15 protein-coding genes and 1 tRNA gene are annotated in these 13,547 nt (G+C 71.9%); 6 read left to right on the top strand and 10 right to left on the bottom strand.

Annotation, left to right across the window (positions count from 1 at the left end):
- Positions 1–137 precede the first annotated feature (137 nt).
- The gene (gene nth, locus PLP61_RS08985) at positions 138–830 is read right to left on the bottom strand and encodes an endonuclease III (protein WP_324502289.1); all 693 of its coding nucleotides are present in this window, start codon (positions 828–830) and stop codon (positions 138–140) included.
- 158 nt (positions 831–988) lie between these two features.
- Here nth and PLP61_RS08980 point away from each other — a divergent pair, with 158 nt between their 5' ends.
- Positions 989–1,666, top strand: a complete 678-nt coding sequence (locus PLP61_RS08980; RefSeq protein ID WP_324502288.1) for a Crp/Fnr family transcriptional regulator — start codon at positions 989–991, stop codon at positions 1,664–1,666.
- A 130-nt stretch (positions 1,667–1,796) separates the two neighbouring features.
- On the opposite strand, the gene PLP61_RS08975 is transcribed toward PLP61_RS08980, so the two are convergent.
- From PLP61_RS08975 to PLP61_RS08945, 7 genes are all read right to left on the bottom strand, one after another.
- A complete protein-coding gene (locus PLP61_RS08975; protein ID WP_324502287.1) occupies positions 1,797–2,561 on the bottom strand; it encodes an endonuclease domain-containing protein in 765 nt (254 codons plus the stop codon).
- Positions 2,562–2,972: 411 nt separating this feature from the next.
- Positions 2,973–3,782, bottom strand: coding sequence for an MBL fold metallo-hydrolase (locus PLP61_RS08970; RefSeq protein WP_324502286.1), 810 nt, complete (start codon positions 3,780–3,782; stop codon positions 2,973–2,975).
- Positions 3,779–4,636, bottom strand: a complete 858-nt coding sequence (locus tag PLP61_RS08965; RefSeq protein ID WP_324502285.1) for an NUDIX hydrolase — start codon at positions 4,634–4,636, stop codon at positions 3,779–3,781. The genes PLP61_RS08970 and PLP61_RS08965 overlap by 4 nt, the downstream gene beginning before the upstream one ends.
- Entirely contained in the window at positions 4,633–5,094 is a 462-nt protein-coding gene (locus tag PLP61_RS08960; RefSeq protein WP_324502290.1) for a RidA family protein, read from the bottom strand. Before PLP61_RS08960 ends, PLP61_RS08965 begins: the two co-directional genes overlap by 4 nt.
- A gap of 5 nt (positions 5,095–5,099) precedes the next feature.
- Positions 5,100–5,258 (bottom strand): Sp36 family protein, encoded by a 159-nt coding sequence (gene sp36, locus PLP61_RS08955; RefSeq protein WP_324502284.1) that lies wholly within the window; start codon positions 5,256–5,258, stop codon positions 5,100–5,102.
- A gap of 21 nt (positions 5,259–5,279) precedes the next feature.
- Positions 5,280–5,906 carry a 3-oxoacid CoA-transferase subunit B gene (locus PLP61_RS08950; protein ID WP_324502283.1) on the bottom strand — a complete coding sequence of 209 codons (627 nt, stop codon included), beginning with the start codon at positions 5,904–5,906 and terminating at the stop codon, positions 5,280–5,282.
- Between the two features lies 1 nt (position 5,907).
- Positions 5,908–6,675 (bottom strand): CoA transferase subunit A, encoded by a 768-nt coding sequence (locus tag PLP61_RS08945; RefSeq protein WP_324502282.1) that lies wholly within the window; start codon positions 6,673–6,675, stop codon positions 5,908–5,910.
- Between the two features lie 103 nt (positions 6,676–6,778).
- Here PLP61_RS08945 and bagA point away from each other — a divergent pair, with 103 nt between their 5' ends.
- Both bagA and bagB read left to right on the top strand, forming a co-directional pair.
- Positions 6,779–7,792: an ATPase BagA gene (gene bagA / locus PLP61_RS08940; protein ID WP_324502281.1), complete on the top strand. Its 1,014-nt coding sequence runs from the start codon at positions 6,779–6,781 to the stop codon at positions 7,790–7,792.
- Positions 7,789–8,976 carry an ArsA family ATPase gene (gene bagB, locus PLP61_RS08935; RefSeq protein WP_324502280.1) on the top strand — a complete coding sequence of 396 codons (1,188 nt, stop codon included), beginning with the start codon at positions 7,789–7,791 and terminating at the stop codon, positions 8,974–8,976. The genes bagA and bagB overlap by 4 nt, the downstream gene beginning before the upstream one ends.
- 38 nt (positions 8,977–9,014) lie before the next feature.
- On the opposite strand, the gene PLP61_RS08930 is transcribed toward bagB, so the two are convergent.
- Positions 9,015–9,302, bottom strand: coding sequence for a WhiB family transcriptional regulator (locus PLP61_RS08930; RefSeq protein ID WP_324502279.1), 288 nt, complete (start codon positions 9,300–9,302; stop codon positions 9,015–9,017).
- Positions 9,303–9,496: 194 nt separating this feature from the next.
- Here PLP61_RS08930 and PLP61_RS08925 point away from each other — a divergent pair, with 194 nt between their 5' ends.
- Entirely contained in the window at positions 9,497–11,878 is a 2,382-nt protein-coding gene (locus PLP61_RS08925) for a transglycosylase domain-containing protein (protein ID WP_324502278.1), read from the top strand.
- A gap of 21 nt (positions 11,879–11,899) precedes the next feature.
- Here PLP61_RS08925 and PLP61_RS08920 read toward each other — a convergent pair whose 3' ends face one another.
- On the bottom strand, positions 11,900–12,358 hold the full coding sequence (locus PLP61_RS08920) for a GatB/YqeY domain-containing protein (protein ID WP_324502277.1): 459 nt from the start codon (positions 12,356–12,358) through the stop codon (positions 11,900–11,902).
- A 26-nt stretch (positions 12,359–12,384) separates the two neighbouring features.
- On the opposite strand from PLP61_RS08920, the gene PLP61_RS08915 reads away from it, so the two are divergent.
- Positions 12,385–13,305 (top strand): metallophosphoesterase, encoded by a 921-nt coding sequence (locus PLP61_RS08915; RefSeq protein ID WP_324502276.1) that lies wholly within the window; start codon positions 12,385–12,387, stop codon positions 13,303–13,305.
- A 92-nt stretch (positions 13,306–13,397) separates the two neighbouring features.
- Positions 13,398–13,474: transfer RNA gene (locus PLP61_RS08910), tRNA-Pro, on the top strand.
- Positions 13,475–13,547: the final 73 nt, after the last annotated feature.

The following is a 13,547-nucleotide window of genomic DNA, read 5'->3' as shown; positions in this document are numbered from 1 at the left end:
GCGGAGGGCCGGGGTGTCCACGTCCACTCTCGCCGGGCCGGCCCCCGCCCCCTGGCCCGAGGAGGAGTCCGGGCCGGCGCAGCCCACGAGCAGCACGGCCGCCGCCACCAGCCCGCTCAGCAGGCCCGACCTGAGGCTCATGCCGGGCCCTGCGTCTTGACCAGCAGCGCGGCCTGCGCGGGGTCGACCGGCCCCTCGCCGTACGCCGGGCACCAGCGGGCCACCGGGCAGGCGCCGCAGGCCGGTCTCTTGGCGTGGCAGATCCGGCGCCCGTGCCAGATCACGTGGTGGCTGAGCATCGTCCAGTCGCGGCGGGGGAACAGCGCCCCGATCTCGTGCTCCACCTTGACCGGGTCGGTCTCGACGGTCCACCCGAATCGGCGGACGAGCCGCCCGAAGTGGGTGTCGACGGTGATGCCCGGGATGCCGAAGGCGTTGCCGAGCACCACGTTGGCGGTCTTGCGCCCCACTCCCGGGAGGGTGACCAGGTCGGCCATCCGCGGGGGCACCTGCCCGTCGTAGCGCTCGACCAGCGCCTGGCTGAGCTTGAGGACCGCGTCGGTCTTGGCCCGGAAGAAGCCCAGTGGCCCGATGAGCTGCTCCAGGTGCTCGCGGGGAGCGGCCGCCATCGCCTCCGCCGTCGGGTACGCCGTGAACAGGGCGGGGCTCGCCGCGTTGACCCGCCGGTCGGTCGTCTGGGCGCTCAGCACCGTCACCACGAGCAGCTGGAACGGGTCGGCGAAGTCCAGCTCGCAGCGCGCGTCGGGGTAGGTCTGCGCCAGCACACGGTTGATCCGCCGCGCGCGACGGACCAGGGCGGTGTCGGGCACCGGGCAAGCCTACGGCGCCTCCCCCGCCCCGGTGCTCTGCGGGCCGCCGGACACCGGTGGCGCCGCTCCGGGCCGGTGGCTGTCGCTGTGACGCATGCCACTGGCTAGGATCAGGGTCGCCCCCCGAATCCCGGGGAGCAGAGGACTGGAGGTCCCAGGTGAACAACGACGTGCTGCGACAGGCTCCGCTGTTCAGTGCACTGGACGACGAGGCCGCGACCGCCCTGCGGGCGTCGATGTCGGAGAACCGGTTGCGCCGTGGTGACGTGCTGTTCCACGAGGGTGACTCCGGGGACCGGCTGTACATCGTGATGGAGGGCAAGATCAAGCTCGGCCGCACCTCCTCCGACGGTCGCGAGAACCTGCTGGCCATCTTGGGCCCGGGTCAGATGTTCGGCGAGCTCTCCCTGTTCGACCCGGGTCCCCGCTCGGCGACGGTCACTGCGGTCACCGACACCACGTTCCTGTCGCTGTCCCACGAGGACCTGCTCCGGTGGCTCGACGGTCGCCCGGTGGTGGCCCGCGGCCTGCTGACCCAGCTGGCGAGTCGCCTGCGCAAGGCCAACGACGTGGTCGCCGACCTCGTCTTCTCCGACGTACCGGGGCGGGTCGCCAAGGCGCTGCTGGACCTGGCCGACCGGTTCGGCCGCAGCGCCGACGACGGCATCCACGTCCACCACGACCTGACGCAGGAGGAGCTGGCCCAGCTGGTCGGCGCCTCGCGGGAGACCGTGAACAAGGCACTGGCCGACTTCGCCTCCCGCGGGTGGATCCGCCTCGAGCCGCGCTCCGTGGTGATCATGGAGGTCGACCGGCTGGCCCGCCGGGCCCGTTGACTCGCGCCCCGCGCCCCGTTGACTCGCGCCCCGCGCCCCGTTGACTCGCGCCTCCCGCCCCGTTGACTCGCGCCCCGTGCCCCGTTGACTCGCGCCCCGTGCCCCGTTGACTCGCGCCCCGTGTGGCCTTTCAGCGCACGACGCCGAGCCGGCGGTACGCCGGCCGCGGGCGCTGCGTGCGCCGGCGCAGCTCGTCTCGCAGCTCCTCCGTCCACACACGCAGCGCCTCGGGGGTGAAGGAGTCCTTGGTGAGGACGATGACGCACCACCCGTGGCGACGCAGCCATTCTCGGCGAGCCTCGTCGTGCGCCCGCTGCGCCTCGGTCGAGTGGAACTCCTCACCGTCGTACTCGATGCAGATGCGAGCGCGCGGGTAGGCGAGGTCGAGTCGGAAGCGCGGGACACCATCCACCATCACCCAGTGGTTCGAGACAGGCGTGGGCAGCCCGAGGTCGATGATCTCCAGCCTGGTCCACGACTCACCCATCGACTCCGACCGCCCGTCCACAAGCGGGACCAGCTCTCGGAGCTGGACGACGCCACGTCGGCGGAAGTACCGCGGGAGCTGCTGCTGCATCTCCGCGATGGTGAACGTGTAGCGCCGGGCGAGCGCATCCATCGCTGCCAGGGCATCGCGTCGCCCGAGCACGCAGCCCAGGTCCATCGCCGTACGCAAGGGCGTGGTGACCCTGATCCCGTCGATCTCCAGCCAGTCCCCGGGCTTCAGGTCGCGGGTGCTGCCGAAGACTCCCTGACGCTGCGTGGCCCGGTGGTCACGTAGGACGCAGCTCTCGATGTCCGGGACCGCGTCCAACTCGCCGTAGGCGAAGACGTCCACGCCCAGCACCCACGCCGCCGTGCGGTCGCAGATCACCGAGTATCGGCTGATGACCAAACTGACAGCGTGGAGGCGCACGAGCACGGTCGGCTCGACATCCGCACGGAGGTAGACGCCCCGCAGAAGCCGAACGAGGCGTCTCGCTCTCAGCGCGGCGTCCAGCTGGCGTGGCCGGATCCCCCAGGAGCGGGCCTCTGCCCGCGTGAAGGGGACGTCGGGGAATCGCTGCTTGGCATCTGTCACACGGGCAGGCTTGCCTCCGGACGGCGTCCGCGGCGGCGGACTGGAGCGTGCCTGTGGATAGCGCCCTGTCCCGACTGCCCTGTGGATGAACATCTGCCGACGTACGAAGCGCGACTCAACGGGGCGGGAGGCGCGAGTCAACGGGGCGCTAGGCGCGACTCAACGGAGCCGGAGGCGCGACTCAACGGGGCGGGAGGCGCGACTCAACGGGGCGGGAGGCGCGAGTCAACGGAGGAGGTAGGCCAGCTGGGCGCGGACCGAGAGCTCCGCGGCGCCCCACAGCACCGGGTCGACGTCGGCGTAGACCAGCTCGACGACGGCGCGGGCGAGCGCGTCGCGGCGCTGCAGGTCGGCGTACGCCGGGCTGCCCGGATCGAGCGTTCGCAGCGCCTCGCGGACCTGCTCGAGCCGCTCGCGGCGGTGGGCTCGGTAGTGGTCCAGCGCCGGGAGCGCGTCGGCGATGACCGGACCGTGGCCGGGCCACACGGTGGTGATCTCGTGCGCCGCGGCGAGGGCGTGCAGCCGGTCCAGCGAGTCCAGGTAGGCGCCGAGCTGGCCGTCGGGGTGGACCACCACCGTCGTCCCCCGGCCGAGCACCGTGTCCCCCGTGAGCACCGCGGACTCCGCAGGCAGCAGGAACGACAGGGAGTCCGCGGTGTGCCCCGGGGTGCCGACCACCCTGATCTCCAGGCCGTCCACCGCCACCACGTCCCCGTCGACGAGCCCCTCCTCGCCGAGCCGGTACGCCGGGTCGAGGGCGCGCACGCCGCACCCCATCCGCTCCGCGAACTCCCGGGCGGCCTCCGCGTGGTCGTCGTGGTGGTGGGTGAGCAGCACGACCGCCACCTCGCCGGCCACCTCGGCGATCGCGTCAAGGTGGGCGGGGATCGCGGGCCCAGGGTCCACCACGACGCAACGGCGGCCGCCCGGCTCGCGCAGCACCCAGGTGTTGGTGCCGTCGAGCGTCATCGGGTTCGGGTTGGGGGCGAGCACGCAACGGCCACGCTGCCCGAACGACCCCCCGGCCCAGCTCACGCCCGACCGTGGTGCTCGGCGAGCATCGCCTCGAACCGGGGCGGCACCGACAGCACGGCCTCGTCGCGGTCGACGATCTCGGGCATGAACATCTCGACCTGCCGACCCGCCGCGGCCGCGAGCGTCGCGGCCGGGTCGTCGTACCCGCTGATCTCCAGGCAGCTGCAGTACGTCGGCGGCAGCCAGAAAAGGACACCGGCGTCCACGGTGTCGACCACGTCGCGGGCCGGGAGCCACAGCACCCGGTCGGACTCCGTGGAGACGTCGCGGGTCCGCTGCCCCTCGGGGAGCTCGGCGACGAAGAACCAGGTCCGGTAGCGCCGCGGCTCGAACACCGGTGTCAGCCAGCCGCCCCAGGGCCCCAGCAGGTCGGTGCGCAGCACCAGCGCACGCCGGTCCAGGAGCTCGGTCAGCGACAGCTCCCGACGCTCCAGGGCCACCCGGTCGGCCTCCCAGTCCGCACCGGTGGTGTCGGCGACGACCGACCCGGCATCCGGCCCGGCCAGCAGCACCCCCGACTCCTCGAAGGTCTCCCGCACCGCCGCGCAGACCAGCGCACCGGCGGTCGGCTCGTCCACCCCCAGCTGGGCTGCCCAGGCGGCCCGGGACGGTCCGGCCCAGGCCACGTCGGTGTCGAAGTCGCGGGCGTCGACGCCGCCACCGGGGAAGACGCACATCCCCGCGGCGAAGGCCATGGAGGTCTGGCGGCGCAGCAGGTACACCTCGGGTCCCCGCGCGCCCGGCCGAAGCAGGGCCACCGTTGCTGCGTTGCGCGGCTCAGCGGGCGCGCGCGTCCCGTCGATGTACTCCCGCGCCTGCTCGACCAGGTGCGGGGGAAGCGGGACGCTGATCATCCAGCGACCTCGACCACCAGCTCCACCTCGACCGGCACGTCCAGGGGCAGCACGCTGACGCCCACGGCGGACCGGGCGTGCCGCCCGGCGTCGCCGAACACCTCGCCGAGCAGCTCCGACGCGCCGTTGGCGACCTTCGGCTGGGCGGTGAAGCCGGGCGCCGACGCGACGAAGACCACGGCCTTCACCACCCGCGTGACGCGGGACAGCTCACCGATCTCGGCCTTGACCGCCGCGAGGGCGTTGAGCGCGCACTGCCGGGCGCAGTCGTAGCCCTGCTCTTCGGTGACCTCGGCGCCCACCTTGCCGGTCGCCACCATCTGTCCGTCGCGGGCCGGGAGCTGACCGGCGGTGAAGACGAGGTTCCCGGTCCTGGCCGTGGGCTGGTACGCCGCCAGCGGCGCCACCACGTCGGGAACCGCCAGTCCGAGCTCGGCGAGCCGCTGCTCCGGGGTCATCGCGCTCACCCCGCAAGCTCGCGCTTGAAGTAGCCCACCAGGTTCTCCGGGTTGGGGCCGGGCACGACCTGGATGAGCTCCCAGCCGTCGGCACCGAAGTTGTCGAGGATCTGCTTGGCCGCGTGCACCAGGATCGGGGCGGTCAGGTACTCCCACTTGGTCATGGTGCGCACCCTACCCGGGGGCTAGACCAGCGCGGGCTCGGTCTTCTCCCTGATCTCGTCCTCGGTGACCCCGGGGGCCAGCTCGACCAGCGTCAGGCCGTCGGGGGTCACGTCGAGGACGCCGAGGTCGGTGATGATCCGCTGGACCACGCCCTTGCCGGTGTAGGGCAGGGAGCACTCGTTGACGATCTTGTACGAGCCGTCCTTGGCGACGTGCTCCATCAGCACGATGACCCTCTTCGCGCCGTGGACCAGGTCCATCGCGCCGCCCATGCCCTTGACCATCTTGCCGGGAATCATCCAGTTGGCGATGTCCCCGGTCGCGCTCACCTGCATCGCCCCGAGGATGGCGGCGTCGATCTTGCCGCCCCGGATCATCCCGAAGGAGGTGGCGGAGTCGAAGAAGCTGGCCCCGCGCCGGATGGTGACGGTCTCCTTGCCGGCGTTGATCAGGTCGGGGTCCTCCTCCCCGGCGTACGGGTACGGGCCGACGCCGAGGATGCCGTTCTCGGACTGCAGCACCAGCTCGACGTTCTCACCCACGTAGTTGGGCACCAGCGTCGGCAGGCCGATGCCGAGGTTGACGTAGGAGCCGTCGGTGAGCTCGGCCGCGGCGCGGGCGGCCATCTCCTCACGCGTCCAGGCCATCTCAGGCCTCCTCTCGCGGGCGCACCGTGCGCCTCTCGATCTGCTTCTCGGCCGCCTGGTCGGGGGTCAGCGGGACGACCCGCTGCACGTACACACCAGGGGTGTGGACCTGGTCGGGGTCCAGCTCGCCGGGCTCGACCAGGTGCTCCACCTCCGCGAGCGTCACCCTGCCGCACATCGCGGCCAGCGGGTTGAAGTTCCTCGCCGACTGGCGGTAGACGAGGTTGCCGTGGCGGTCGCCCTTCCAAGCCCGCACCAGCGCGAAGTCCGCGACGATCGCGCGCTCCAGGACGTACTCGTGGCCGTCGAACTCGCGCACCTCCTTGGCCGGTGAGGCGACGACGGCGTTGCCGGAGTCGTCGTAGCGCCAGGGCAGCCCGCCCTCGGCGACCTGGGTGCCCACCCCGGTGGCGGTGTAGAACGCGGGGATCCCCGAGCCACCGGCCCGCATCCGCTCCGCGAGGGTGCCCTGCGGGGTCAGCTCGACCTCGAGCTCACCGTGGAGGTACTGCCGGGCGAACTCCTTGTTCTCTCCGACGTAGGAGGAGACCATCCGGCGCAGCCGCTTGGCGTACAGCAGCCGCCCCAGCCCCCACTCGTCCACGCCGCAGTTGTTCGAGACCGCCTCCAGGTCCGTGGGACCGGCCTCCAGCAGCGCCTCGATCAGCACCGACGGGATCCCGCACAGGCCGAACCCGCCCACCGCGAGAGTGGCCCCGCTCGGGATGTCCTCGACCGCTGCTGCGGCGCTCGCGACGACCTTGTCCACGACCTGCCTCCTTCTCCGGATGCTCCCCGCCCGCCGATCCTAGCCATCGGCGGCCCGCTGCCTGGTCGCGGAGGCCACCGGCGGCTCACCTAGGCTGGCAGACGTGCCTCCCACCAATGCCCCCGACTGGCCGAGAGTGCAGCTCCACGTGGTGACCGGCAAGGGCGGGACGGGCAAGTCCACCATCGCGGCGGCGCTGGCGCTGGCGCTGGCCTCGCACGGCCGCAACGTGCTGCTGTGCGAGGTGGAGGGCCGCCAGGGGATCGCCCGGATGTTCGACGTCGACCCGCTGCCGTACGCCGAGCGACGCATCGCCACCGGGCTGACCGGCCCGGACGGACGGGCCGGCTCGGTCTACGCCCTGCACATCGACCCCGAGTCCGCGCTGCTGGAGTACCTCTCGATGTACTACAAGCTCGGTCGGGCGGGCCGCGCGCTGGACCGGTTCGGCGTGGTCGAGTTCGCGACCACCATCGCGCCCGGCGTACGCGACGTGCTGCTGACCGGGAAGGTGTACGAGGCGGCCAAGCGCAACCGGCGCAACAAGGACGCCATCCACTACGACTCGGTCGTGCTCGACGCACCCCCCACCGGACGGATCGCGCAGTTCCTCAACGTCAACAACGAGCTGGCCGGGCTGGCCAAGATGGGCCCGATCAAGAGCCAGGCAGACACCGTGATGACCCTGTTCCGCTCCCCGCGCACGGTGGTGCACCTGGCCACCGTCCTGGAGGAGATGCCGGTGCAGGAGACCACCGACGGGATCGCCGACCTGCGCGCGGCCCGGCTCCCGGTCGGCGGGATCGTGGTCAACCTGGTCCGGCCGCGCGACCTCAGCACCGAGGAGCTGACCGCCGCCCGCGAGGGGCGCCTGGACCGCGCCCGGATCGAGGCGGACCTGCTCGCCGCCAACGTCGAGCTGCTGCCCGGTCTGGTCGACGGCCTCGCGGCGGAGGCGCACGACCACGCCGAGCGGCGCGCCCTGGAGGACTCCCAGCGGGCGCTCGTCGAGGAGCTCGGGCTGCCGACGTACGAGCTGCCGCGGCTGGCGGGAGGGGTCGACCTGGGCGGCCTCTACCAGCTCGCGGCGCTGCTGAGGGAACAGGGGATGGCATGACCACGACGCCGCGCAAGCCCCGGCTGCGGGTGGGCCCGCTCGCCTCCACCGCGCTCATCGCGCCCGTGCTGGACGTCGACGCGGTGCTCGACGATCGGACGACCCGGATCATCGTGTGCTGCGGCTCCGGGGGGGTGGGCAAGACGACCACCTCCGCGGCCCTGGCCCTGCGGGCCGCCGAACGCGGGCGGCACGTCATCGTCCTCACCATCGACCCGGCCCGGCGGCTGGCCCAGTCGATGGGCATCGAGGCACTGGACAACACCCCCCGCCCGGTGGTCGGCCTTGAAGGCGACCAGGGCGGCCGGCTCGACGCCATGATGCTGGACATGAAGCGCACCTTCGACGAGGTGGTCGAAAGCCAGGCCAACCCGGAGAAGGCCCGCCAGATCCTCGACAACCCCTTCTACATCGCGCTGTCGAGCTCCTTCGCCGGCACCCAGGAGTACATGGCGATGGAGAAGCTGGGCCAGCTGCACCGGGACGCCCGGCGTACCGGTGGGGCGGACCTCATCGTGGTGGACACCCCGCCCTCACGCTCGGCCCTGGACTTCCTGGACGCCCCCGAACGGCTCTCGAGCTTCCTGGACGGCCGGTTCATCCGGCTGCTGACGGCCCCGGCGCGGGGTCCGGCGCGGTTCATGACCGCCGGCCTGGGCGTGGTCACCAACGCGCTGAACCGGATCCTGGGCACCCAGGTGCTGCGGGACATGCAGACCTTCGTGGCGGCCCTCGACACCCTGTTCGGCGGCTTCCGGCAGCGCGCCCAGCAGACCTTCGAGCTGCTGCAGGCGGAGGGGACCGCGTTCCTGGTGGTGGCGGCCCCCGAGCCGGACGCCCTCCGGGAGGCGGCGTACTTCGTCGAGCGGCTCACCGAGGACGAGATGCCGCTGGCCGGCCTGGTGGTGAACCGGGCGACCCAGCCGCCGGAGTCCGACCTGGACGCCGACGAGGCGCTGGCCGCGATGGCGCGGCTCACGCGCCACGGCACCGGCACGCTCACCGCTGGGCTGCTGCGACTGCACGCCGACCGGTCCCGGATGGTGGAGCGCGAGCGGCTGCTGCGCGAGCGCTTCGCGGCGGCCCATCCCGGCGTTCCCACCGCGGTGGTGCCGGCCCTGGCTACCGACGTGCACGACCTGGACGGTCTCCGACAGGTCGGGGCGCTGCTCGCAGAAGGCTGATTCCCCGCCTAGGCGGGGAATCCGGCACGCCGCACCGCTCAGACGCCGACCCTGACCGAGGTGTGCTCGGCCTTGGCGGCCTCCAGCACCGTGCGCCACGAGGCGGTCGGCCGACGGCGGAGCAGCGCACGACGCTCCCGCTCGGTCATCCCGCCCCAGACACCCCACTCGATCTGGTTGTCCAGCGCCTCTGCCAGGCACTCGGTGCGCACCGGACAGCTCCTGCACAGCACCTTCGCCTTGTTCTGCTCCGCACCACGCACGAACAGCGCGTCCGGTTGCGCGTCGCGGCAGGCCGCCGCTGGTGCCCAGTCCTCAACCCACATGATGTCCCCACATTCATCTGGTCTGAGCGGCGTCCCGAGTGACGGCCGCCCGGTTCTTCTCCCTGAGTAAAAGGTAAAGAGGGACACGCCGGGCCGACAGACTCGTTAGGCCCAAACGGCATAGTCCGTTCTGACTACTCGGGGCCATCTCGTCGACTGGGTCGGGACTAGTCCGGTCACGTACCCTGGTCGGCATGACCAGGCCCCCCGAGGAACGACTCTCGCCTGCCCGGGTGCTCTCGCACCTGGGCGTGATGGGCCTGGTGGCGGTCGTGATGGGCGTGGTGGTGGCCGGGCTGGCGATCCCGTTCGCCGGCGCGCTGGGCCTGGGCGCCGACCGGGTCGCCACGACCATCAACCACCTGCCGGCCGAGCTCGAGACCGAGGACCTCGCCCAGCGCACGCAGATCGTCGACGAGCAGGGGAACCTGGTCGCCACGCTGTACGACGAGAACCGCATCTCGGTCCCGCTCTCCCAGATCTCGCGCACCATGGTCAAGGCGATCGTGGCGATCGAGGACTTCCGCTTCTACCAGCACGGCGCCATCGACCTGAAGGGCACGCTGCGGGCGCTGATCACCAACCAGGCCAGCGGCGCGCAGGTGCAGGGCGGCTCCTCGATCACCCAGCAGCTGGTCAAGCTCACCCTGCTCGCCCAGGCCAAGACCAAGGCGGAGCGGATCGCGGCGACCGACAACACCTACGAGCGCAAGATCCGCGAGCTGCGCTACGCGATCGCCCTCGAGCAGAAGCACTCCAAGGACTGGATCCTGGAGCGCTACCTCAACACCGCCTACTTCGGCGACGGCGCGTACGGCGTGCAGTCGGCCGCGCAGCACTACTTCAACGTCAACGCCAAGAACCTCGACCTGCGCCAGTCCGCCGTGCTCGCCGGCCTGGTCAAGAACCCCACCGGCTACGACCCCACCAACTACCCCGACAAGGCCCGCGAGCGCCGTGACGTCGTCCTCGACCGGATGGCCCAGCTGCACGTGATCTCCGAGCGCCAGCTGGCCCGGGCCAAGCGCTCGAAGCTCGAGCTGGACGTCCAGCCCACCCCGAACGGCTGCGTCAACTCGAGGGCGCCCTTCTTCTGCGACTACGTCATCAGCTACCTGATGAAGGACAAGAGCCTCGGCCGTACGCCCAGCGAGCGCAAGAAGCTGCTCTACTCGGGCGGGCTGACCATCCGGACCACCGTGGACCTGCGGTACCAGGCCGCTGCGGACCGCGCGGTGCGCAGCCACGTGTTCCCGAAGGAGAACGCCATCGGCGGGCTGGCGATCGTCGAGCCGGGCACCGGCGAGGTGCGTGCGATCGCCCAGTCCCGGCCCATGGGCAGCGACAAGGCCGCCGGCCAGACCTACCTGAACTACGTGGTCCCCAAGCGGTTCGGCGACTCCAACGGGTTCTCCGGCGGCTCGACGTTCAAGGCCTTCGTGCTCGCCTCGGCGATCCAGCAGGGCATCCCGATGGCGCAGACCATCAACTCGCCGCCGGTCATCACGCTGGACAAGTCGAAGTACCTCGACTGCGACAAGGCGCCCTACGACTACGGGCCGTGGACGGTGCACAACTCCACGACCAGCGGCGCGAAGAACATGTACACCGGCACCCGCGAGTCGGTGAACACCTTCTACGCCCAGCTGGAGCAGAAGACCGGACTCTGCGACCCCTTCCGGCTCGCGAAGCGGATGGGGCTGGAGCTGACCGACCCCACCGGCGGGAAGGGTGGGCTCGGCGCGGAGCGCACCGCCTCCTTCACCCTCGGGACCCCGGACGTCAGCCCGCTGGAGATGGCCGAGGCGTACGCGACGTTCGCCGCACGGGGCATGCACTGCGCCTCCCGGCCCGTGACCGTGGTCGAGGACTCCAGCGGCAAGACCGTCAAGCGGTACCGGCCGCAGTGCACCCAGGTGCTCAGCAAGGCCGTCGCGGACGCGGTCAACGACGTGCTCCGCGGGGTGCAGGAGCCGGGAGGCTTCGGCTACGGCGCCGGCATCGCCCTGTCGGTGCCCTCGGCCGGCAAGACCGGCACCGCCGACAACCACCAGGCCGTGTGGTTCGTCGGCTACACCCCGCAGCTCGCGGCCGCCTCGATGGTCGCCGGGGCCAACTCGTTCGGCACCCCGATCAGCCTGGACTACCAGCAGATCGGCGGCTACACGCAGGTCTCCACCCACGGCTCCACCACGGCCGGCCCGATCTGGGGCGACGCGATGCACGCCATCCAGCAGTACCTGACCTACCAGGACTTCGTGGCCCCCGACGCGACCCAGATCCGCGGCGTGCTGGTCACCGTGCCCTCGGTGAGCGGGATGAGCATCAGCAGCGCCGAGGCGACACTCCGCGGGGCGGGGTTCATCCCGGTGGTGGGAGGGGCCGTCAACAGCGCCAGCCCCAAGGGCACCGTGGCCTACTCCTCGCCCGGCTCGGGCTACCAGGCCGGCAGCGGCACGCAGGTGACGATCTACCCGTCCACCGGAGTGAAGCCCAAGCCGCCGCCCAAGAAGAACAACGGCGGCGGCAACCACGGTGGCCACGGCCATGGCGGCCGGGGCCACGGTCGGGGCTGAGGCCCGCCCGCCGGTCGCGAGTCAGCCCAGCTGCCGTCGTACCTCCGCGGCAACCGATCCGCCGTCGGCCCTGCCCCTGGTCTGCGGGGTGAGCACACCCATGACCTTGCCCATGGCGCGCATCCCCTCCCCGGCGGCGCCGGTCTGCTCGACCGCGGCCGCCACCAGAGCGGCGATCTCACCCGCGGTCAGCTGCGCGGGCAGGTAGTCGGCGATCACCGCGGCCTCGGCCAGCTCCTTGGCGGCGAGCTCCTCACGGCCGGCCTCGGCGAACGCGGCGGCGGCCTCGCGCCGCTTCTTGGCCTCCGTCGAGAGCACGCCGACGATGTCGTCGTCGGTCAGCTCGCGCTGGGTCTTGCCGGCCACCTCCGCGGTGGTGACGGCAGTGAGGACCATGCGCAGCGTCGAGGAGCGGGTCTCGTCCCGGGCCTTGATGGCGGTGGTGAGGTCGGCGCGCAGACGGTCCTTCAGAGCACTCATGCGGGCCATTGTGGCAGCCTTGCCGCGTGGAACTGAGCAGAGCGGTGAGCGGCCTGGCCGCCGGAGGAGCCTTGGCCGGGGCGACGCTGACGGCGTACGCCGCGTGGGAGGCGCGGGCGTACACGCTGCGCGAGGTCACCGTCCCGACGCTGCCGCCGGGCAGTGCGCCACTGCGGGTGCTGCACCTGTCCGATCTCCACATGACCCCCGGCCAGACGCGCAAGCAGGCCTGGCTGCGCGATCTCGCCCGGCTGGCGCCCGACCTGGTGGTGACCACAGGGGACTTCTTGGGCCACCGGGACGCCGTGGCAGCGGTGCTCGCGGCGTACGACGGGCTCCTGGACGCGCCGGGGGTCTTCGTGCTCGGGTCGAACGACTACTTCGCGCCGATGCTGAAGAACCCGCTGCGCTACGTGCTGCCCGACGACGGCCGTCGGCGTACCGGCGTCCCGCTGCCGTGGACCGACCTGGCCGAGGCGCTGGAGGACCGCGGCTGGGTGGACCTGACCAACCGGGTCGACACGCTGGAGATCCACGGGACGCGGGTGGGGTTCGCGGGGGTCGACGACGCGCACCTGGGCTACGACCGGCTCGACCTGGTCACCGGTCCGGCCGACCCGACCGCGGACCTGCGGCTGGCCGTGACGCACGCGCCGTACCTGCGGGTGCTGGACCGGTTCGCCGCCGACGGGTACGACGCGATCATCGCCGGGCACACCCACGGTGGCCAGGTGTGCCTGCCCTTCTACGGGGCGCTGACGACCAACTGCGACCTGGACCACGCCCGCGCCAAGGGGCTGCACCGCCACCCGGCGGCCTCCCGCCTCGGCGACCCTGGCTCGGCCTGGCTGCACGTCTCCGCCGGGCTCGGCACCAGCCCCTACGCGCGGATCCGGGTGGCCTGTCGCCCCGAGGCCACGCTGCTCACGCTCATCCCCACCTCCTGACCCTGGACGTCGCCGTGGCCGTGGCTCGCCCGGATTCGGACGGCCCGAACCGCTCCGGTATGCTCGCCCAGGTTGCGGGCGGTGGTCCGCAGCGGGCTGTGGCGCAGTTTGGTAGCGCGCTTCGTTCGGGACGAAGAGGCCGCAGGTTCAAATCCTGTCAGCCCGACCAGTGTGATGTCTCGAGAGGCATCGTGGACGGCCGAACCCATCGTCGCGTGGGTTCGGCCGTCCGTCTTTCCCGG

The sequence above is a fragment of the Nocardioides sp. genome (genome assembly GCF_035429765.1).
In the GTDB taxonomy this organism is placed as follows: domain Bacteria; phylum Actinomycetota; class Actinomycetes; order Propionibacteriales; family Nocardioidaceae; genus Nocardioides.
The sequence above is the reverse complement of the archived record's forward strand: the minus strand, read 5'-3'. Positions and strand labels throughout refer to the sequence as shown.